This window comes from Rhodococcus sp. NPDC056960 (assembly GCF_042674125.1).
Classification (GTDB): Bacteria; Actinomycetota; Actinomycetes; order Mycobacteriales; family Mycobacteriaceae; genus Rhodococcus_F.
On sequence record NZ_JBHURF010000012.1, the window covers coordinates 73,578 to 91,126 of the forward strand.

Annotated in this window: 20 protein-coding genes; 9 read left to right on the forward strand and 11 right to left on the reverse strand. The window is 68.7% G+C overall.

The window, feature by feature from the left end; translation table 11 throughout:
• The first annotated feature begins 46 nt into the window (after positions 1–46).
• Entirely contained in the window at positions 47–940 is an 894-nt protein-coding gene (locus ACFTWF_RS20200) for an SDR family NAD(P)-dependent oxidoreductase (protein ID WP_378462954.1), read from the forward strand.
• A 6-nt stretch (positions 941–946) separates the two neighbouring features.
• Here ACFTWF_RS20200 and ACFTWF_RS20205 read toward each other — a convergent pair whose 3' ends face one another.
• A complete protein-coding gene (locus ACFTWF_RS20205) occupies positions 947–1,324 on the reverse strand; it encodes a VOC family protein (RefSeq protein ID WP_378462955.1) in 378 nt (125 codons plus the stop codon).
• A 145-nt stretch (positions 1,325–1,469) separates the two neighbouring features.
• On the opposite strand from ACFTWF_RS20205, the gene ACFTWF_RS20210 reads away from it, so the two are divergent.
• Positions 1,470–2,567: a CaiB/BaiF CoA transferase family protein gene (locus tag ACFTWF_RS20210; protein WP_378462956.1), complete on the forward strand. Its 1,098-nt coding sequence runs from the start codon at positions 1,470–1,472 to the stop codon at positions 2,565–2,567.
• A 47-nt stretch (positions 2,568–2,614) separates the two neighbouring features.
• Here the strand turns inward: ACFTWF_RS20210 and ACFTWF_RS20215 are convergent, their stop codons facing one another.
• Positions 2,615–4,099 carry a PLP-dependent aminotransferase family protein gene (locus ACFTWF_RS20215; RefSeq protein ID WP_378462957.1) on the reverse strand — a complete coding sequence of 495 codons (1,485 nt, stop codon included), beginning with the start codon at positions 4,097–4,099 and terminating at the stop codon, positions 2,615–2,617.
• Positions 4,100–4,161: 62 nt separating this feature from the next.
• Between ACFTWF_RS20215 and ACFTWF_RS20220 the strand changes: the two genes are divergently transcribed.
• Positions 4,162–4,347, forward strand: a complete 186-nt coding sequence (locus ACFTWF_RS20220; RefSeq protein ID WP_378462958.1) for a hypothetical protein — start codon at positions 4,162–4,164, stop codon at positions 4,345–4,347.
• A 72-nt stretch (positions 4,348–4,419) separates the two neighbouring features.
• Here ACFTWF_RS20220 and ACFTWF_RS20225 read toward each other — a convergent pair whose 3' ends face one another.
• Complete coding sequence (locus tag ACFTWF_RS20225) at positions 4,420–5,949, reverse strand: alkaline phosphatase D family protein (RefSeq protein WP_378462959.1); 1,530 nt, start codon at positions 5,947–5,949, stop codon at positions 4,420–4,422.
• Between the two features lie 31 nt (positions 5,950–5,980).
• Between ACFTWF_RS20225 and ACFTWF_RS20230 the strand changes: the two genes are divergently transcribed.
• Positions 5,981–6,574 (forward strand): methylated-DNA--[protein]-cysteine S-methyltransferase, encoded by a 594-nt coding sequence (locus tag ACFTWF_RS20230; RefSeq protein ID WP_378462960.1) that lies wholly within the window; start codon positions 5,981–5,983, stop codon positions 6,572–6,574.
• 87 nt (positions 6,575–6,661) lie between these two features.
• Here the strand turns inward: ACFTWF_RS20230 and ACFTWF_RS20235 are convergent, their stop codons facing one another.
• Together ACFTWF_RS20235 and ACFTWF_RS20240 are read right to left on the reverse strand one after the other, a co-directional pair.
• Positions 6,662–7,078: a racemase gene (locus tag ACFTWF_RS20235; protein WP_378462961.1), complete on the reverse strand. Its 417-nt coding sequence runs from the start codon at positions 7,076–7,078 to the stop codon at positions 6,662–6,664.
• Positions 7,079–7,163: 85 nt separating this feature from the next.
• Positions 7,164–8,453: an adenylosuccinate synthase gene (locus tag ACFTWF_RS20240; RefSeq protein ID WP_378462962.1), complete on the reverse strand. Its 1,290-nt coding sequence runs from the start codon at positions 8,451–8,453 to the stop codon at positions 7,164–7,166.
• Positions 8,454–8,671: 218 nt separating this feature from the next.
• Here ACFTWF_RS20240 and ACFTWF_RS20245 point away from each other — a divergent pair, with 218 nt between their 5' ends.
• Positions 8,672–9,325 (forward strand): hypothetical protein, encoded by a 654-nt coding sequence (locus ACFTWF_RS20245; RefSeq protein ID WP_378463110.1) that lies wholly within the window; start codon positions 8,672–8,674, stop codon positions 9,323–9,325.
• Positions 9,322–10,095 (forward strand): site-2 protease family protein, encoded by a 774-nt coding sequence (locus tag ACFTWF_RS20250; RefSeq protein ID WP_378462963.1) that lies wholly within the window; start codon positions 9,322–9,324, stop codon positions 10,093–10,095. Before ACFTWF_RS20245 ends, ACFTWF_RS20250 begins: the two co-directional genes overlap by 4 nt.
• Before the next feature lie 39 nt (positions 10,096–10,134).
• Here ACFTWF_RS20250 and ACFTWF_RS20255 read toward each other — a convergent pair whose 3' ends face one another.
• Positions 10,135–10,638: a winged helix-turn-helix transcriptional regulator gene (locus ACFTWF_RS20255; protein ID WP_378462964.1), complete on the reverse strand. Its 504-nt coding sequence runs from the start codon at positions 10,636–10,638 to the stop codon at positions 10,135–10,137.
• Between the two features lie 134 nt (positions 10,639–10,772).
• On the opposite strand from ACFTWF_RS20255, the gene ACFTWF_RS20260 reads away from it, so the two are divergent.
• A complete protein-coding gene (locus tag ACFTWF_RS20260) occupies positions 10,773–11,939 on the forward strand; it encodes a thiolase family protein (RefSeq protein WP_378462965.1) in 1,167 nt (388 codons plus the stop codon).
• Between the two features lie 19 nt (positions 11,940–11,958).
• Here the strand turns inward: ACFTWF_RS20260 and ACFTWF_RS20265 are convergent, their stop codons facing one another.
• Positions 11,959–12,915 (reverse strand): helix-turn-helix transcriptional regulator, encoded by a 957-nt coding sequence (locus ACFTWF_RS20265; RefSeq protein WP_378462966.1) that lies wholly within the window; start codon positions 12,913–12,915, stop codon positions 11,959–11,961.
• Between the two features lie 63 nt (positions 12,916–12,978).
• Here ACFTWF_RS20265 and ACFTWF_RS20270 point away from each other — a divergent pair, with 63 nt between their 5' ends.
• Positions 12,979–13,440, forward strand: coding sequence for a pyridoxamine 5'-phosphate oxidase family protein (locus tag ACFTWF_RS20270; protein WP_378462967.1), 462 nt, complete (start codon positions 12,979–12,981; stop codon positions 13,438–13,440).
• A gap of 101 nt (positions 13,441–13,541) precedes the next feature.
• Here ACFTWF_RS20270 and ACFTWF_RS20275 read toward each other — a convergent pair whose 3' ends face one another.
• From ACFTWF_RS20275 to ACFTWF_RS20290, 4 genes are all read right to left on the reverse strand, one after another.
• Entirely contained in the window at positions 13,542–13,736 is a 195-nt protein-coding gene (locus ACFTWF_RS20275) for a hypothetical protein (protein ID WP_378462968.1), read from the reverse strand.
• A 69-nt stretch (positions 13,737–13,805) separates the two neighbouring features.
• Positions 13,806–14,732, reverse strand: coding sequence for a cation diffusion facilitator family transporter (locus ACFTWF_RS20280; RefSeq protein WP_378462969.1), 927 nt, complete (start codon positions 14,730–14,732; stop codon positions 13,806–13,808).
• A 72-nt stretch (positions 14,733–14,804) separates the two neighbouring features.
• The gene (locus ACFTWF_RS20285) at positions 14,805–15,872 is read right to left on the reverse strand and encodes an aromatic acid exporter family protein (RefSeq protein WP_378463111.1); all 1,068 of its coding nucleotides are present in this window, start codon (positions 15,870–15,872) and stop codon (positions 14,805–14,807) included.
• A 64-nt stretch (positions 15,873–15,936) separates the two neighbouring features.
• The gene (locus ACFTWF_RS20290; RefSeq protein ID WP_378462970.1) at positions 15,937–16,353 is read right to left on the reverse strand and encodes a DUF3151 domain-containing protein; all 417 of its coding nucleotides are present in this window, start codon (positions 16,351–16,353) and stop codon (positions 15,937–15,939) included.
• Positions 16,354–16,491: 138 nt separating this feature from the next.
• Between ACFTWF_RS20290 and ACFTWF_RS20295 the strand changes: the two genes are divergently transcribed.
• Positions 16,492–17,538 carry a transcriptional regulator gene (locus ACFTWF_RS20295; RefSeq protein WP_378462971.1) on the forward strand — a complete coding sequence of 349 codons (1,047 nt, stop codon included), beginning with the start codon at positions 16,492–16,494 and terminating at the stop codon, positions 17,536–17,538.
• The last annotated feature ends 11 nt before the right edge of the window (positions 17,539–17,549 follow it).

Below are 17,549 nucleotides of genomic sequence, written 5' to 3' on the forward strand. Positions count from 1 at the left end.
TCCGGATTGCCCTACTCTCGGAAGACCTGCATTTCGGGAGGCGAGCATGACCGAACCGAACGATCTCGCAGGCCGCACCATGGTGGTCACCGGTGCCACTGCGGGGCTCGGCCTGGAGACCTGCCGCCAACTCGCACGCCGCGGGGCCACCGTCGTCCTCGTCGGCCGGGACCAGGACAGGATCGACGCCGCGATCGCCGATCTGTCCGAGAGCACCGATCGCGACAGGCTGTGCTCGGCGCTCGCGGACCTGTCCTCACTCGACCGGGTCCGCAAGCTGTCCGGGGAACTGCTGCATCGGTTTCCGCGGATCGACGTGTTGATCAACAATGCCGGGGTCGACAGGGGGCACCGTCAGCTGACGGTCGACGGCATCGAAACGACGTTCGCGGTCAACTACCTCGCGCCGTTCGTGCTGGCGACGGCGCTGGCTCCGGCGATGGCGCAGGCGTCGACCGCCGACGCGGCCGGGTACCGGCATCCGGCGCGCATCGTCGACATCAGCTCGTCCGGGCACCGCGGCGGGCACCTCGTCCTCGACGACCTGGACGGCGCCAAGGACACGTTCCACGGCCAGCGGGCGTACAACAATTCCAAACTCGCCCTGACGCTGTTCACCCGCTCGTTGGCGCACCGGTCCGATCCCGCCCGGCTCGTCGTCAATTGCGCCGACCCGGGATCGGTGCGCGGCACCACCCTCGGGAGGGATCGGCCGTTCGGTCACCAGGTGGTCGGGACGCTCCTGACTCCGTTCACCGCCGAGGTCGCGAAGGGCGCCGAGACGGCGGTCTGGACCGCCACCGCCACGGAGTCCGGCAAATTCACCGGCCGATACGTCAAGGGCTGCAAGGTTGTTCAGCCCAGCAGGGATGCCCGCGACGAAAAACTCGCCGCACGGTTGTGGGACGCGACCGAGGCCCTGCTGGCCGATCGCGGCTGACGCTCGTCAGTTCGGGTCCTGGAACAACGACAGCACGTTGCCGTGCGGATCCCGGAACCACGCGACGCGGATGCCGTCCGGCGCCCGCCAGGCCGCGTGCTCGTCCTGATCCATCCCGGGATACTCGGTGAACTCGATGCCCTTGGTGCGCAGCGACTCGACGACCCCGTTCAGGTCGGCGACCTTCCACCCCAGCACCGTGTACCCGGTGTCGGCCTTCGCCTGCACGAGCGTGACCCGGAGCAGTGCCCCGTTGCAATCGAGCGCCAACGCGAACTCGTCGCGCGAGACGCGCGTCAGCCCCAGGGTCTCCACATAGAACATCTCCGAGACGTCCAGGTCGGTGCTGGCCACAAAACTCACGAGCTCACCCTGAAGACTCATGGATCAACTGTGCCCCGCGCACCTGCGCGCAGGCAAGAGCGCGGGGTCACCCACACCGGTATCCCGTGACCCGGGGCACACGGACGGAGGAGCGCAAGTTAACGTCGATTCGACAGGTCGTCTCGCACCGGAATGAGGAACTCGCGTGTCTGCTCCAATGTCAGAGAAGAAGGGCCCCCTCGCGGGCATTCGCGTCGTCGAATTCGCAGGCCTCGGACCGGGCCCGCACGCCGCCGCCCTCCTGGCCGATCTCGGCGCCGACGTCGTCTGCGTCCAGCGTCCGGGCGTGATTCCGCCGGAGGGTCCGTACGACCAGATCCAGCGCGGCCGCCGCGTCGTCGAGGCCAACCTGAAGGACCCCGAGCAGGTCGAGAAGGTGCTCGGACTGATCGAGCGGGCCGACGTCGTGATCGAGGGATTCCGCCCCGGCGTCACCGAGCGCATGGGCCTGGGGCCCGACGTGTGCCTGGAGCGCAACGAGCGACTCGTGTACGGACGGATGACGGGCTGGGGCCAGGAGGGTCCGCTGGCCAGCGCCGCCGGCCACGACATCAACTACATCTCGCTGACCGGTGTCCTGCACGCCGTCGGGCGCAAGGGTGAGCGTCCCGTGCCGCCGCTCAACATGGTCGGCGACTTCGGCGGCGGTTCGATGTTCCTGATCTTCGGCATCCTGTCGGCGCTGGTCGAGCGCCAGTCGTCCGGCAAGGGCCAGGTCGTGGACGCGGCGATGGTCGACGGTGCGCTGGCCCTGTCCCACATGATGTGGGCGTTCCGCGGCCGCGGCGTCTGGTCCGACGAGCGCGGCGTCAACCTGCTCGACACCGGTGCGCCGTTCTACGACACCTACGAGACGTCCGACGGCAAGTACATGGCCGTCGGTGCGATCGAGCCGCAGTTCTACGCCCTGCTGCTCCAGGGCCTCGAACTCGACCCCGCCGAACTGCCGCAGCAGATGGACATGGCGTCGTGGCCGCAGATGAAGAAGGTCTTCGCGGAGAAGTTCCTGTCGAAGACCCGCGACGAGTGGGCTGCCGTCTTCCTCGGCACCGACGCCTGCGTCTCCCCCGTGCTGACGTTCGCGGAGGCGCCGTCCAACGAGCACATCGCCGCCCGCGGGTCGCTGATCGACCTCGACGGCGTCACCCAGCACGCCCCGGCGCCGCGGTTCTCCCGCACCCCCGCAGGCGCACCCACCCCGCCGGCCCGTGAGGGCGTCGACATCGACACCGTCTGGACCTGACAGGTGAGTGGCGAAGTGTGCCCCGGCACGCTTCGCCACGCACCTGATCAGACGACGAGGGACGGTTCCGCGAGCTCCCGGTCGACGGCCAGCGTCGCGTACGCCGCCGCGATACCGTCGACGCCGCGGCGCAACTCGTCCGACGTCCGCGCGTAGGGGAGCCGGACGAACCGCTCGAATGCACCCTCCACACCGAAGCGCGGTCCCGCCGCCAGCAGCACCCCGAAGTTGGGGGCCGTCGCTGCCAGCGCCGTCGACACCGGCGCGGGCATCCGCAGCCACAGCGACATCCCTCCCGAACCGATGGTCGGGATCCAGTCCGGGAGACGGTCGGCGAGTGCGTCGAGCATCGCGCTCCGCTGTTCGCGCAACTCCGCCCGGCGACGCGCGAGAACGAGTTCGTCGTCGGAGAGCAGATGCGCCGCCGCGAGCTGGTCCATCACCGGCGTACCCAGATCCACCGCGGCCCGCGCCCCGGCGAGCCGGGTGATCAGCGCCGGATCGGCCCGGATCCACCCGACGCGCAGCCCACCCCAGAACGATTTGGCAGCCGACCCGATCGTCACGACCTCCGACTTCGCCGCTCCCCTGCCGTGCGCCGCGACCGGGCCCGGCGACGGTTCGTCGAGCCACAGGTCGACCATCGTCTCGTCCACCACCAGCGTCATGCGGGTATCGCGCGCGATCCGCGCCAGCTCGGCCCGCCCCGGCGCATCGAGGCACAGTCCCGTGGGGTTGTGGAAATCCGGGATCAGGTACGCCATCCGGGCCGCCGTCTGCCGGGCCGCGCTCCGGATGCCGTCCAGATCCCACGCCCCGGACGCACCCCCCTCGGGGCGGACGGGAACCGGTACCGGACGCGCACCGACCCTGCGGATCGCCTCCAGCGCGTTAGGGTACGTGGGGTGATCGACCAGCACCCGTTCCCCGGGCGCCGTGAGCACGTTGAGGAGCAGCCGCAGCGCGTGCTGGGCACCCGACGTGACCATGATCTGCTCGGGTGAGGTCTCGAGACCCCGTGCCCGGTACCGGGCCGCGATCACGTCCCGCAGCGCGCCGATCCCGACCGGCTCCATGCCGTGAGTCGTGAGGAACTGTGGAAGTGATTGCAACGCATACGCGTACGCATGCTCGACTGCCTCGGCCGGCGCCGCCATCGCCGCGTAGCTGAGGTCGACCACCGCACTGTCCGAGCCCGGCTGGTGCGCCCGGAACATCAATCCGTTCTGCCGCGCCCCCAGCGGCAGCGCCACCGTGCTGCGCGACCCCTGACGGCTGAGGAGATAGCCCTCGTCCCGGAGCACCGAGTACGACGACGTGATCGTGGTCCGGCTCAATTCCAGCACCGACGCCAGTTCGCGCTCGCTCGGCAACGCGACACCCAGCGGGATGCGGCCGTCGTGCACGAGCAGGCGGATCCCGTCCGCGAGTGCCCGGTAGGCCGGCCGCGCCGCCGAGCGGCGACCGCTGTCGTCCTGCCAGTTACCGAGGTCCCTGGCCAGTGAGCGGGCTCCGAGCACACGAGTCATCATGCGGTCCAGTATCAACCACTTGGCTATTCATCTCCAAGCCAGTTGCGACGAAGCTCGGATCCATGACGACAGTGATCACCCTCGCGTGCATGGTCCTTCTGGCCGCGGCCGTGGCGCATTACGGCCCCAAAGAGGAAGGTAAAGGGCCTTTTCGCCTGGAGCAGTTCCGGGTCGGCGCCCCGCTCGGCGGGATCTTCCCCGACGAGCCGAGCAGTCCAGATTCTGCGGACTGGACCTCCCGCACGTGAGTGCGAAAGTGTGACCGGGGACGCCGCGGCACTCACGTCGGGGTCAGCGCGGCATCGGCACTCACGTCGGGGTCAGGGCGGCGGCGGCAGGACCCGAGTGAACAGCACCGCCCCGGCCGCGTCGAGGAGGTCCACCCGCAACTCCGACGTCTGCCCGTCGATGAACACCTCGCCGAAGTGCTGGTATCCGTCGAGCGGCGACGAGTTGGGTGCCGGCGGTGCGTGCACGAACACTGCCTCGGGGCCGAACGTGGCGTCGAGATCGTTGGGACCGAACCCGCCCGCGTTGAGCGGCCCGGACACGAACTCCCAGAACTCGTCGAAATCCTGGTACGCGGCACGCTCGGGCGAGTAGCGGTGCGCGGCGGTGTAGTGCACGTCCGCCGTGAGCCAGACGGTCCCGGTGATCCGGCCCGCCTTGATCGCCGACAGGACCTGGGCGATCTCCGATTCCCGCCCGGAGGGCCGACCCGGTTCCCGGTTCGCGACACCCTCGAACGCCGTGTCGCCGTCCGGGACCACCACGCCGAGTGGAAGGTCGTTGGCGATGATCTTCCATGTCGCCGTCGACACACCGAGTTCACGGATCAGCCAGTCCTTTTGCGCCGCACCGAGAATCTGACCGACCGCACCCGTGTTGGTCCCGTTCGCGTCCTTGTAGGTGCGCATGTCGAGGACGAAGACGTCGAGCAGTGGCCCGTAGCCCATCTTGCGGTACACCCGACCGTCGACCGCCTCGGCCGGCTCGATCGGCAGCCACTCGTGGTACGCCTGGAATGCCCTCTGCGCCAGCACGTCCACGTTCTTCTCCGTGTACGCATCGAGGTCGAGCACCTCACCGGGGTACCAGTTGTTCACGGTCTCGTGGTCGTCCCACTGAACAATCTGCGCCACAGACGAATTGAACCTGCGGTAGTTGTCGTCGGTGAGGTTGTACGCGTACTGGCCGCGGTATTGGTCCAGCGTCTGCGCGACCGCGGCCTTCGCCTCGCTGACCGTGTTCCGCCACACGCGTCCATCCGGCAACGTGACCGACTCCTTCAGCGGGCCGTCCGCGTAGACGACGTCGCCTGAGTGCAGGAACAGGTGCGGGTCCCGCGACGCCATCGTGTCGAAGATCCGCATTCCCCCGACGTCCGGGTTGATCCCGTATCCCTGACCCGCCGTGTCTCCCGACCACTGCAACCGAATGTCGCCGGGTGCGCTCGGAGCGGTGCGGAAGACGCCCGTCACCCCTTCCGACGTCGCGCCGTCGTCGCCTTCGAGGGTCACACGGTAGTGCACCTGCTGCCCGGCGGGTAGTCCGGTCAGCCGCAGCCGGCCGGTGCCGTCCGTGTCCGGGGTGAGCAGCCCGCCCTCGTGACGCACCGGGTCGGTGAACGACTCGGTGGCGGAGGTCTCCACGATCATCGTCGCTGGACGGTCGGATCGCGCCCAGACGAGTGCGCCGTCGGCTCGCACGTCCCCGGCCGCGACACCGTGCGTCAGGCTCGGCCGGTCGCGGACCAGCGCCGGGCCCGAACCGCCGGAGCACGCCGCCGCAGGAACGGCGAGCAATCCGAGCGCGGTGGAGCGGAGCAGGGTACGGCGGGACAAATACACGGAACATCTCCTCGGTCGGCGAACCTCGAGGATGTCCAACCGCGGTCAACGGAAGGTGAACGTCGGATGTGGCAGGCATACTGGATTGGTGACCACAGGAATCGCCCTGTTCGACACTGCTCTCGGCACCTGCGCCATCGCCTGGCGGGCCGCCGGGATCGTGGGCGTGCAACTGCCGGAAGGCTCGCCCGAGGCCACCTGGCAGCGTCTCGAACGCTGCTTCCCGGATGCGGTCGAGCACCAGCCGCCGGCCCCGGTCCAGCAGGCCCTCGACGGGATACGCGACCACCTCGGCGGCGCTCTCGACGATCTGCGGTGGATCGACCTCGACTTCGAGGGTGTCCCCGAATTCGACTGCGCCGTATACGACATCACCCGCGGCATCGACCCGGGCAACACCCTCACCTACGGCGACATCGCGGCCGAACTCGGCAAGCCCCATGCCGCGCAGGCCGTCGGCCAGGCCCTCGGCCGCAATCCGTTGCCGATCGTGATCCCCTGCCATCGCGTCCTCGCCGCCGGTGGACAGGTGGGCGGCTTCTCCGCGGGAGCGGGCACACTCACCAAACGCGAACTGCTCGCGCTCGAGCACACCCCGGGTTTCGACGACCCGGTGCTGTTCTGACCGGATGCGGCAGAGCCCTGCCCGGCCGCGGTACGGCGCTGCTCGGCCTCGGTGTGTCGCTGCTCGGCCTCGGTGGGTCGCCGAATGTCACCGTGGTTCAGTTCGACTGAACCGCGGTGTCATCGGGCGGTGAGCGTCCGTCGACGGGTCGGCGAGTTCGCGCGCCATCGCGCTCGCCGCCGCCATCCGGTCGCCGTCGGGAACCCGGAGCGTCCGGACCACCGGCTGATCCAGTCCGGTGGCGTGGGCACAGCCGAGCACGAACGCCTGCCCACCGGCGACGATCGCCCGTTCCACGGCGTGGACGAACGCGTCGACCGTCGACCTCCGGTCACCCTCGAAGACCGAGACACCGAGATCCGTCGAGACCACTGCCATACACCTGCCTGCGTCCGACGGGTCGCGACGAGAACCGAATGTCTCCAGCACGGCGGCCGCGGCGTGGAAGCTGTCGTACCACCCGCCGACGGGTGCACGAGTGGTCGCTTCGACAGTCCTGATCATCGGTTCGAATGTATCTCGACTCGTCGAATGTCGCATCGGTGCAGTTCAACTGGACCGATGCGACATTCGGCGAAGGACGAGCGGGCTACCGCACCACGTCGCGGCGGACGATGGTCTCGTCGCGGCCGGGGCCGACGCCGATGCAGGAGATGTACGCGCCCGACAGCTCCTCCAGACGCAGAACGTAGTTCTGTGCGTTCTTCGGCAGTTCCTCGAAGGTCCGGGCGTGGGAGATGTCTTCCCACCAGCCGGGCATTTCTTCGTAGATCGGCTTCGCGTGATGAACGTCGGACTGCGACATAGGCATCTCGTCGTACCGGACACCGTCGACGTCGTAGCCGACGCAGATCGGGATGGTGTCGAGGCTGCTCAGCACGTCGAGCTTGGTGAGGAAGTAGTCGGTGATGCCGTTGACACGCGTTGCGTAACGGGCGATCACGGCGTCGAACCAGCCGGTGCGACGGGCACGGCCGGTGGTGACACCCACCTCGCCGCCGGTCTTGGCCAGGTATTCACCGTTCTGGTCGAACAGTTCGGTCGGGAACGGGCCCGACCCCACCCGCGTGGTGTACGCCTTGAGGATGCCCAGCACCGTGGTGATCCTGGTCGGTCCGATGCCCGAACCGACCGCTGCGCCACCGGACGTCGGGTTGGACGAGGTCACGTAGGGATAGGTGCCGTGATCGACGTCGAGGAGCGTGCCCTGTGAGCCCTCCAGCAACACCGTCTCGCCGCGCTCGAGAGCCTGGTTGAGCTGCAGTCGCGTGTCGGCGATGCGGTGCTTGAAACCCTCGGCCTGCTCGAGCACCTCGTCGACGACCTGCTGCGGGTCGAGGGCCTTGCGGTTGTAGATCTTGACGAGCACCTGGTTCTTGAACTCGAGCGCCGCCTCGACCTTCTGGGTGAGGATCTTCTCGTCCAGGACGTCCTGCACGCGAACGCCGACACGGGCGATCTTGTCCTGGTAGCAGGGCCCGATACCGCGTCCGGTGGTGCCGATCTTCTTGGCCCCGAGGAAGCGTTCGGTGACCTTGTCGATGGCGACGTGGTACGGCATGATCAGGTGCGCGTCGGCCGAGAGCAGCAGGCGGCTGGTATCCACGCCCCGCTCGTCGAGTCCGGCGAGTTCGGTGAGCAGCACTCCCGGGTCCACCACGACGCCGTTGCCGATGACGTTCGTGACGCCCGGCGTGAGGATTCCGGACGGAATCAGATGCAGCGCGAACTTGTCGCCGTTGGGAAGAACCACGGTGTGTCCGGCGTTGTTACCGCCCTGGTAGCGCACCACCCACTGCAGGCGTCCGCCCAGTAGATCGGTAGCTTTGCCCTTGCCCTCGTCGCCCCACTGGGCGCCGATCAGGACGATTGCCGGCATGACGTTGTCTCCTACGGTCGACGTACAGTCGTATCCGACTGCGTGGTCCTGCCGTTCGTAGGCAGTGGCCGGGGGAACAGTCTAGCCGAGGGCCCGGAGAACAGACCCCACAGTCCGGCAGCGGAGGCCAACTGGGGCGTGCCACTAGGATGATCCGAAAGGGAAGCTGCGGAAATCGCGGCGGGACATCCGGGCGAGGAGTGGCGTTGACCCCCGTAGTGCTCATTTGCGGCGACGTGCCGCTTCCCCTGCCTCTGGGATCCATTTCGGCCTCGAGCGCACCCACCGTTCCGGACAAGGACGACTTCGACGAGGTCTTCTCCAAACTGCAGGTGGTCACGGAACCGCGACTGATCGTGGTGGGCAGCGACGCCGCCCTCGCCGCCACCCTGACCCGATTGATGCGCACCGAACGCCTGCACATCGAACTGGCCTACGTCGCCGAGCATCGTTCGGACGCCACCGACGCCTACCACCTGTCCGCCGGCGCCCGCGGAGCCCGCACCGCGCTGAAGGGGACGGCCAAGCCGGTCCCACTCGTCCGCGACGACGCGGGGATCGCGCTCGTCGGACGCGCCACCGTCACGGGCCCCGGCGCCGAACCGCTCGTCGGCGAGTCCTACGTCGACGACACCCGGTTGTTCTCCGGCACGACGACGAGCATGACCGTCACCCCGACCCCTCGGATGCCCGGCCTGCGCGCGTCGGTCGAACCACGCCGGCGCTGGCTACCGCGCCGCTGGGTGGAAGGTCGCGCGGTGCAACTCGGCTCACCCGCCGCGGCAGTCACCCGTGACGGCGTCCCCAACCCCCGCGACGTCAAACGGTCGACGTTCTACCGCCACGACCAAGAGTGGTTGCTGGTGCGATGAACCTGCCCAGGGCGCGGACCACCGCGGTCCGTCCCAGCCCGGTCTTCCTCCTGGTCGTCGCTGTCGCAGTCGCCGGCGGTGTTCTCGCCTGGCGGGCCGGACTGCAGTCGGTTCTCGGACACGTCGGGGTGTTCCTGCTGGTGGTCGCGGGATGGGTGGTGACCCTCTGCCTGCACGAGTTCGCGCACGCGTACACCGCGTGGCGGCACGGCGACACCGACGTCGAGGTCCGCGGCTACCTCACCCTCAACCCGGTGAAATACAGCCACCCACTGCTGTCGATCGGCCTGCCGGTGCTGTTCATCGCACTCGGCGGGATCGGGTTGCCCGGCGGTGCGGTGTACCTGCGTACCGGGTTGTTTCCACCGAAGGTCCAGGCACGGGTGTCGCTGGCCGGGCCCGCGGTGAACCTGGTGTCGGCGATCGTCCTGCTCGCCGTGATCCGCTCGTTCGGTCTGGACGGCCACCACACCGTGTTCTGGGCGGGACTGAGCTTTCTCGCGTTCCTGCAGGTGATGGCCACGGTGCTCAACCTCCTGCCGGTCCCGGGACTCGACGGCTACGCCGCACTCGAGCCGTTCCTTCCGCCCCGCACCCGCAGGTCCGTCGACCAGTACAAGCCGTACGGACTGCTGATCCTCGTGGCGCTGCTGTTCGTGCCGTCGGTCAACGTGGTGTTCTTCGACGTCATCTACCGACTGTTCGAACTGTCCGGGGTGCCGGAGATCTACGCGCAGTACGGCAACCGACTGATGCGCTTCTGGCTCTGACCCGTGAGTACTTATTAACCGCCCGCGGTTAATAAGTACTCACAGGTGGGGCCGGCGCGCCTCCTCCTCGGTGAAGTTGGGCGTCAGCCGCAGGTCCCGCAACGGCACCTCCCGGTCCGGACTGCGGACCTCGACGCGCACGGGGTCACCGGTCGCGTCGTCACTCAGTCCGAGGGGCGGCCCGTACTCGGACTGAAGGTACTTGTCGCCCCACTGCATCAGCGCGAGGACGGCGGGCAGGAGGTCGCGTCCCTTCTCGGTAAGCACGTACTCGTACCGGGTGCGCTGCCCGGGCTCCTTGTACGGACTCCGCTCGAACAGGCCCTCCGTCGTCAATTCGCGCAGTCGTGCCGCCGCCACCGCCTCCGTGATGCCGACACGTTGCGCGAAGTCGTCGAATCGCGTGGTGCCGTAATACGCCTCCCGCAGGATCAGGACGGCCGAACGCGTGCCGACGACGTCCATCGCCTTGGCGATGGAGCAGTGCGTCGCCCGCCAGGTGTCGCGATCTGCGAGAAAGCCGTCCAGTCGTGCCGCATCCATGCCCTCATCGTAGCTGACTTGCTAATCGCATAGCCAGGTGTACAGTTCTGACTATGGCAAACAAAAGCCAGCACCCGTGAGTACTTGTCAACCGCGGGCGGTTGACAAGTACTCACAGCACCGAAAGGAATCTCATGAGAGACGCCGTCATCGTCGAGGCCGTCCGTACGCCGATCGGCAAGGGCAAGCCCTCGGGCGCCCTGCACGGAGCGCATCCCGTCGACCTCCTCGCCCACAGCCTGTCGGCCCTCGTCGAGCGCACGGGAATCGATCCCGCACTGATCGACGACGTCATCGGTGGCACCGTCACCCAGGTCGGCGACCAGAGCCAGAACATCACGCGCAGTGCACTTCTCGCCGCGGGGTATCCCGAATCCGTACCCGGCACGACCGTCGACCGTCAGTGCGGCAGCAGCCAGCAGGCCGTCCACTTCGCCGCGCAGGGCGTGATGTCCGGCGCCTACGACATCGTCGTCGCCGCCGGCGTCGAATCGATGGGCCGGGTTCCGATGGGGTCCAGTGCCGTCGGCCGCGAATCGATGGGTGCAGGTTTCGAACGCCGCTACCCCGACGGGCTCGTCCCGCAGGGCATCAGCGCCGAACTCATCGCCGCCCGGTGGGGTCTCTCACGCACCCGGCTCGACGAGTTCGCCGCGCACAGCCACCAGAAGGCCGCGGCGGCAACGAGCGCCGGAAACTTCGCGAAGGAACTCGCCGTCCTTCCCGAGTTGAGCGTCGACGAGGCCATCCGCCCGGACACGACCCTGGATGCACTCGCCGGCCTGCAACCCGCGTTCCGCAGCGACACCTACTCCACGAGGTTCCCTCAGATCGAGTGGTCGATTACCGCGGGCAACAGCAGTCCCCTGTCGGACGGCAGCGCGGCGCTCATGATCACCACGAGCGAGATCGCGGCACGCCTGGGACTGCGACCCCTGGCCCGGCTCCACAGCTTTGCCGTCGTCGGTGACGACCCGCTGATGATGCTCACCGCCGTCGTTCCCGCGACGCGCAAGGTGCTCCAGCGCAGCGGCCTCGACATCTCGGACATCGACCTGTTCGAGGTCAACGAGGCCTTCGCGTCGGTGGTCCTGGCCTGGGCGGCCGACACGGGGGCAGACCTGGATCGGGTCAACGTGCACGGCGGCGCCCTCGCGCTCGGACATCCCCTCGGGGCCAGCGGCGCGCGGCTCATGACCACGCTGGTGAACGTCATGGAACAGCGCGGGGCCCGGTTCGGTCTGCAGACCATGTGCGAGGCCGGCGGACTCGCCAACGCCACGGTGCTCGAACGCCTCTGACGAAGCCCGGACGGCCGGCTCAGCCGTTTCGGCTTGTGATCGCCTCTCCCACCGCACGGAGCGATGTCCGCAGCGAGTGCGGTTGGAGCACCTCGACTCCCCCGCCGAGAGCGGTCAGCTGGTCGAGTGCCACGTCCTCGGCCTCGAGCACCAGGTCGACGGTCACCCAGCCGTCGTCGTCCGGCGGACCGGGTTCGACGCGCGCGGCCTCCACTCCGACGACCCGGTGCAGCCGGCGCCACGACGCGGGTGACAGCCGCACTCGGCATCCGAATCTCAGGAGAGCGCGATCGAATTCGGCCGTCGAGGCCGTCCACCACGCGCCGAGGTCGAAGTGTTCGGGCCGCGTCGCCGACTGCTCGAGCACGGCGACGGCACCGATTCGCGACACCCGGTACGACAGCGTCCGTCCGCGGTGCTGCGCGACGAGATACCAGACGCCGGCCTTCGCGACTAGGCCCAGCGGGTCGAGTGTCCTTGCCGCCGAACGGCTTCCTTTGCGATAGCGAATGGCGAGACGTCGCCCCTCGAGCACCGCGGACGCGACCACCGGAAGGTGACCGTGGTCGCGCGGCGCGTCGAACCAGCCGGGAGCGTCGACGTACAGCCGATCCCGCCACAGCCGGGCCCCGGCACGCAGCGGAACCGGCAACGCCCCCAACAGCTTCGACTGCGCCGCCGCGGTGACGTCGCGCAGGCCGAGGTCGTCGGCGATCGACGGGACACCCAGCAGCATCAGCGCGGACGTCTCCTCCCCCGTCATCCCGCCGAGTTTCGACTGCCAGCCGTCGAGCAACCGGATTCCGCCGCCGGGGCCGCTCTCCGTCCACAACGGGACCCCGGCCACCGACAACGCCGTGACGTCGCGATACACCGTGCGGACGGAGACGCCGAGTTCGTCCGCCAATTGCTGGGCGGTGGCGCCGCGACTGCCCTCCAAGCGGAGCATCACCTCGACGAGCCGACTCGAACGCATACCTCGAGTCTAGAGATAATCCCTGACAGTAGATGTCAGGGATAGGAGCGCACACTGGTCGGCATGACCAATTGGACGCAGTTCGAAACCGAAGCACCCGACCTCGCCAAGGCCGTCGCCGCACGCTTCGACGCCCACAAGCACCACGTGCTGGCGACACTCCGCAGGGACGGCTCACCGAGGGTGAGCGGCACGGAGGTCGAGTTCTACGAAGGCGCGCTGCTGCTCGGTTCGATGGTCGGCGCACGCAAAGTGCGGGACCTGCAACGCGATCCGCGGTTCTCTCTGCACGCCAACCCCGGTCACCACACGATGGAGGGTGGCGACGCCAAGATCAGTGGCCGCGCAACGGAGATCCTCGGGGAGCGCAAGCAGCAGATCGTCGACCACTACCCGGACGAGATCCCCGAGGCGGACGTCTTCGAGCTCGGCCTCGACGAGGTAGTGCTCACCACCGTCGACGGCGACCACCTGTACGTCGACCTGTGGCGGCCGGGCGCCGGAGTCACCCGCTTCACGAAATGACGGTCACTGCAAGACGGCGAATCCGAAGCCGAGGGTGCACGCTTCCGCAGGCCCCGCCGGACCGTCCGGATCGTAGGTTCCGCCGGGGACGAGGTGGGCGGTCAAACCGGGCAGTTCCTTACTCGACGCCATTGCCGTCCGCCAACGGCCCGGACGTGCCGATCGTCGGGCGCCTGGCCGATGTTCAGGTACGTCACCTGGGCGTCGGGCATGAACGGCGCGGCCGAGGCGGCGGCCGGTGCTGCGAAGAGGGCGGCAACGGCGACGGGTCGTGTGAACGCTGCGAGAGTGGACATGATGTTCCCTTCCGTAAGTCGTCCCACGGCGATTGCCCGTCGCGATTCCGGACGAAACGGACAGGGACCCTACCAGGTGACGTTCTCGGCGCAGTGTCGCCCGTTGGCGGTGGATTCGACCTGGACCGTCGCGTGCGACAGTTGATGACTCTCCAGGATCGTCCGCGCGGATTCGAGGACCGCGGACGAGTCGGCATCGGTCGTGAGATGGACGGTGGCGACGTCCATTCCCGTGGTGAGCGTCCACACGTGGAGATCGTGCACGCCGGTGACGCCGGGCAGCGCTTCGAGGTCGGCCTGCACGCCCTCGACGTCGACGTCGGCCGGGGAGGCCTGGGTGAGGATGCGCAGTGATGCGGCGGCCAGTTTCATCGCCCGCGGTACCACCCACAGCGAGATCAGGACACCGACGATGATGTCGGCGTAGGTCCAGTTGAACAACAGCACGAGGGCGCCGGCGATGAGCACGCCGACACTGCCGACCGCGTCCGCGAGCACCTCGAGGTACGCGCCGCGGACTGCGAGGCTGTCCTTGGAATCGGCGCGCAGCATCAGCATCACCACGAGATTCGCGGCGAGACCGGCGGCGGCGGTGAGGATGAGCGCCAATCCGGGAAGTTCGGGTGCGTCGCCGATGCGCGAGATCGCCTCGTAGAACACCCAGATCGCGACGGCGAGCAGCATCGCGGCGTTGGCCATGGCGGTGAGCACTTCGGCGCGGTGCCAGCCGAACGTCCGGGCCGCGGTGGCACTGCCCTTGCGGGCCAGGAGGAGTGCGACGAGCCCCATCGACATGCCGACGACGTCGGTGAGCATGTGCCCGGCGTCGGCGAGCAGCGACAGCGAGTTGACGGCCAGACCGACACCGGCCTCGAGGAACAGGAACGCGATGAGAATGACGAGGGCCACCGCCATGCGACGGATCCGCGCGCGAGACGGCCCTACCTCACCGCCGCCTTGCGTGTGGCCGTGTGAATGGCCGTGTCCGACTCCCATGCCTGAGCCTCCTCCCGAGTTGTGCCGATCATATGCGTACATGCGCATATGCTCAACAGAGCGCGCGGCGGGTCAGAGTTCGGGACGGTACGCGGGCTTCTCCACGGTCGGCGGCAGGGTGGCGATGGCCGAGATCCGCTTCAGGCCCGCCACCTGCAGGAGGTCGACGGTCAGCGACCGGATCTGCGCGAACACGACGGTGGCCGACAACCCCGCATTCTCGACCAGTTCCGGTTTCAACCCGGACGCGACCGAACGCAGCACCCGCGCCGCCTCGGCCTGATCGGGTTGCTGCCCCGGATCGGCGAGCGCCATCAGCCGCAGGGTCTCCAGGGCGTGGGCGAGTTTCTCCACCTGGTCGACGAGCCGCGGGTTGAGGATCTCGTCGTCGCGCACCAACGAGAGTGAACGCCGCGCCAGCACCCGGATGTTGCGAAGTGCGTTGTCGAGTGGGTCCGCGGCGGCGGTCAACCGTTCGAGTCGGCCGCGGGTGTTCCAGTACAACGGCGAGATGCGGCTGATCTCCCGGCCGCCGGCAAGGTGGGTCCGCAGGGTGTCGATGGACGCCTGCGTGGCCCGCGCCTTCTTCAGCGCCTCCTCGATGGGTTTGTCGTCGTTGGCCACCAACCCGTCGGCCACCAACTGCATCACCTCGGACGAGGTTCCGAGGATGTTGGCGGCATACTTTCGGGCCCGGCCCACGGGGTGCGTGGGAATCAGCGCGACCACGGCGATGCCCACCAGACCACCGGTCAGGGCGTCCACCATCCGGTTGATGCCCGCGGCGCCCCCGGGCGGCAGGAGCGTCGCCACGAGCACCGCGGAGTTGCCCGCCTGCATCGAGAAGATCGGGCCGCTGTTCAGCAACACCGCCGCCGACATCGCCAGCACCACGACGAGCGTGATCTGCCAGGCGCCGCTCCCGATGAAGGAGACGATGAGGTCACCGACCCCGATCCCGATCGTGACCCCGGCCACCAGCTCGACGGAACGCCGCAGGCGGGCACCGAGGGACAAACCCAGCGACACCACCGCCGCGATCGGCGCGAAGAACGGCGTCGGGTGACCGATCACCACCGTCGCCACCCACCACGCGGCGCCGGCCGCCACCGCACACTGCACGATGGGCAGCGCCGACACCCGCAGCCGCTGGGCCGAGGTCCTCAGTCCGTCGCGGCTGCGGAGTTTCGCCGAGCTGAGGGCGTTACCCGACGCCAAGCGCTTCGGCAGCTCGGGGATCGCAGTCCTCGAGGAGGTCGAGGCAGCGCGCGTACTCGTCCGTCTCGCCGATCGCCTTCGCCGCCTTCGCCAGGACGGCGACGCAGCGGAGGAATCCCCGGTTGGGTTCGTGGCCGTAGGGCACCGGGCCGAAACCCTTCCAGCCGTTGCGACGCAGCTGGTCGAGACCACGGTGGTACCCGGTGCGTGCGTACGCGTAGGCGGCGATGGTCTCGTCCGCGTTGAAGGCCGCCTCGGCCAGGTACGCCCACGCGATCGATGCAGTGGGATGGGCGGCTGCCACAGAAGCAGGATCCTCGTGGTTCAACAGGGCCGACTCGGCCTCGTCGTCCCCGGGAAGCAGCGTGGGCTGTGGTCCGAGAAGGTCACCGAAAGACGTCATGCGCCCATTGTGCCCCCGACGCGGCGCCGTCACTGCGTCGGCCCGCGTCCGCGACGCGGCCTCTCGCGGTCTCCGGCGACGCAGGTAGTCGATAGGCTGCCCCCAACGTTCATTTCTCTGCAGACCGAGGGGCAGCGCGTGCAGGACCCGAAGAAAGACGAATCGACTCAGAAGCCGGCGTCGGACACACCGTCCGCCGCGGCCGAGACACCCGCGAAGTCGGCGGGGGGCACCGAGCCCACCGCACCCACGCCGAAGTCGCCGGAGCCGAAGCCCCCGCAGAAGAAGGTTCCCGAGAAGGCAGTCGGGCCGAAACCCGAGGAACCGCTCCCGCCGCTGCCCAAGCCTCCGTCACCGCGCCCGCAGGCGGCGAAACCTGACGATAAGACGTCCGAGGCCGCCACGACGGCGATCCCCATGCAGAAGGGCTCGCCCGCGTCGGCCGACGCCGCGACCACGAAGATGCACCGCGCGCCGACCGCGCAGAACCCGCAGGCGCAGAGGCAATCGAAGCCTGCGTCCGACGCGGAGACGGTCGCGATCCCCGTGACGAAGCCCGCGGTCCCGGCGACGCCTCCGCCGCCCCGGCCCGCCGCCGCCCAAGCGAGCCGGCCCCAGCCCCAGCAGCCGCAGAGCGCGCGGCCCGTACCGCCGCCACCCGCGCCCCCGAAGGCCGCCCCGCAGCGGGTGCTGCCACCTCAGCAGAGCGCACCGCAGCGTGTCGCCGCGGCCGAGAAGCCGCAAAAGAAGCACGGGAAGGCGTGGCTGTTCGCCGCGATCGCCGCCGGCGTGATCGTCGTCGCCGCCATCGCCGTCGCCGGTGTGGTGGTCTACAACAACAACCGGGCCGAGAACTCCCCCGAGGCCCAGGTGCAGGGCACGATCGACACGTTCGTCGCGGCACTCACCCAGGGCGATCTGGCGACGCTGCGCACCAGCACCTGCGGCAGCCTCGCCGAGTACTACCAGGGCCTTTCCGATCAGGACTTCGCCGAGGTCCACCAGGTTGCCGTCACGCAGCAGAACATTCCGGTGGTCGGCGGCGTCGACGCCGTGCAGATCACCGGCGACACCGCCATCGCCCAGGTGAAGGCCCACACGGCCGCCAACCCCGGCGAGCAGTCGTGGCGCACGTTCAACCTCGAAAAGGTCGACGGCACCTGGAAGATCTGCGACCCACGATAGAAACGCCTGTG

Excerpts from the sequence above, each read along its gene's own strand:
- ACFTWF_RS20260 (WP_378462965.1), top strand. The coding sequence starts at position 10,773 with ATGAGAGACGCCGTCATCGTCGAGGCCGTCCGTACGCCGATCGGCAAG.
- ACFTWF_RS20275 (WP_378462968.1), bottom strand. The coding sequence starts at position 13,736 with ATGTCCACTCTCGCAGCGTTCACACGACCCGTCGCCGTTGCCGCCCTC.
- ACFTWF_RS20280 (WP_378462969.1), bottom strand. The coding sequence starts at position 14,732 with ATGGGAGTCGGACACGGCCATTCACACGGCCACACGCAAGGCGGCGGT.
- ACFTWF_RS20250 (WP_378462963.1), top strand. The coding sequence starts at position 9,322 with ATGAACCTGCCCAGGGCGCGGACCACCGCGGTCCGTCCCAGCCCGGTC.
- ACFTWF_RS20270 (WP_378462967.1), top strand. The coding sequence starts at position 12,979 with ATGACCAATTGGACGCAGTTCGAAACCGAAGCACCCGACCTCGCCAAG.
- ACFTWF_RS20205 (WP_378462955.1), bottom strand. The coding sequence starts at position 1,324 with ATGAGTCTTCAGGGTGAGCTCGTGAGTTTTGTGGCCAGCACCGACCTG.
- ACFTWF_RS20290 (WP_378462970.1), bottom strand. The coding sequence starts at position 16,353 with ATGACGTCTTTCGGTGACCTTCTCGGACCACAGCCCACGCTGCTTCCC.
- ACFTWF_RS20230 (WP_378462960.1), top strand. The coding sequence starts at position 5,981 with ATGTCCAACCGCGGTCAACGGAAGGTGAACGTCGGATGTGGCAGGCAT.
- ACFTWF_RS20265 (WP_378462966.1), bottom strand. The coding sequence starts at position 12,915 with ATGCGTTCGAGTCGGCTCGTCGAGGTGATGCTCCGCTTGGAGGGCAGT.
- ACFTWF_RS20255 (WP_378462964.1), bottom strand. The coding sequence starts at position 10,638 with ATGGATGCGGCACGACTGGACGGCTTTCTCGCAGATCGCGACACCTGG.
- ACFTWF_RS20235 (WP_378462961.1), bottom strand. The coding sequence starts at position 7,078 with ATGATCAGGACTGTCGAAGCGACCACTCGTGCACCCGTCGGCGGGTGG.
- ACFTWF_RS20220 (WP_378462958.1), top strand. The coding sequence starts at position 4,162 with ATGACGACAGTGATCACCCTCGCGTGCATGGTCCTTCTGGCCGCGGCC.
- ACFTWF_RS20240 (WP_378462962.1), bottom strand. The coding sequence starts at position 8,453 with ATGCCGGCAATCGTCCTGATCGGCGCCCAGTGGGGCGACGAGGGCAAG.
- ACFTWF_RS20200 (WP_378462954.1), top strand. The coding sequence starts at position 47 with ATGACCGAACCGAACGATCTCGCAGGCCGCACCATGGTGGTCACCGGT.
- ACFTWF_RS20215 (WP_378462957.1), bottom strand. The coding sequence starts at position 4,099 with ATGATGACTCGTGTGCTCGGAGCCCGCTCACTGGCCAGGGACCTCGGT.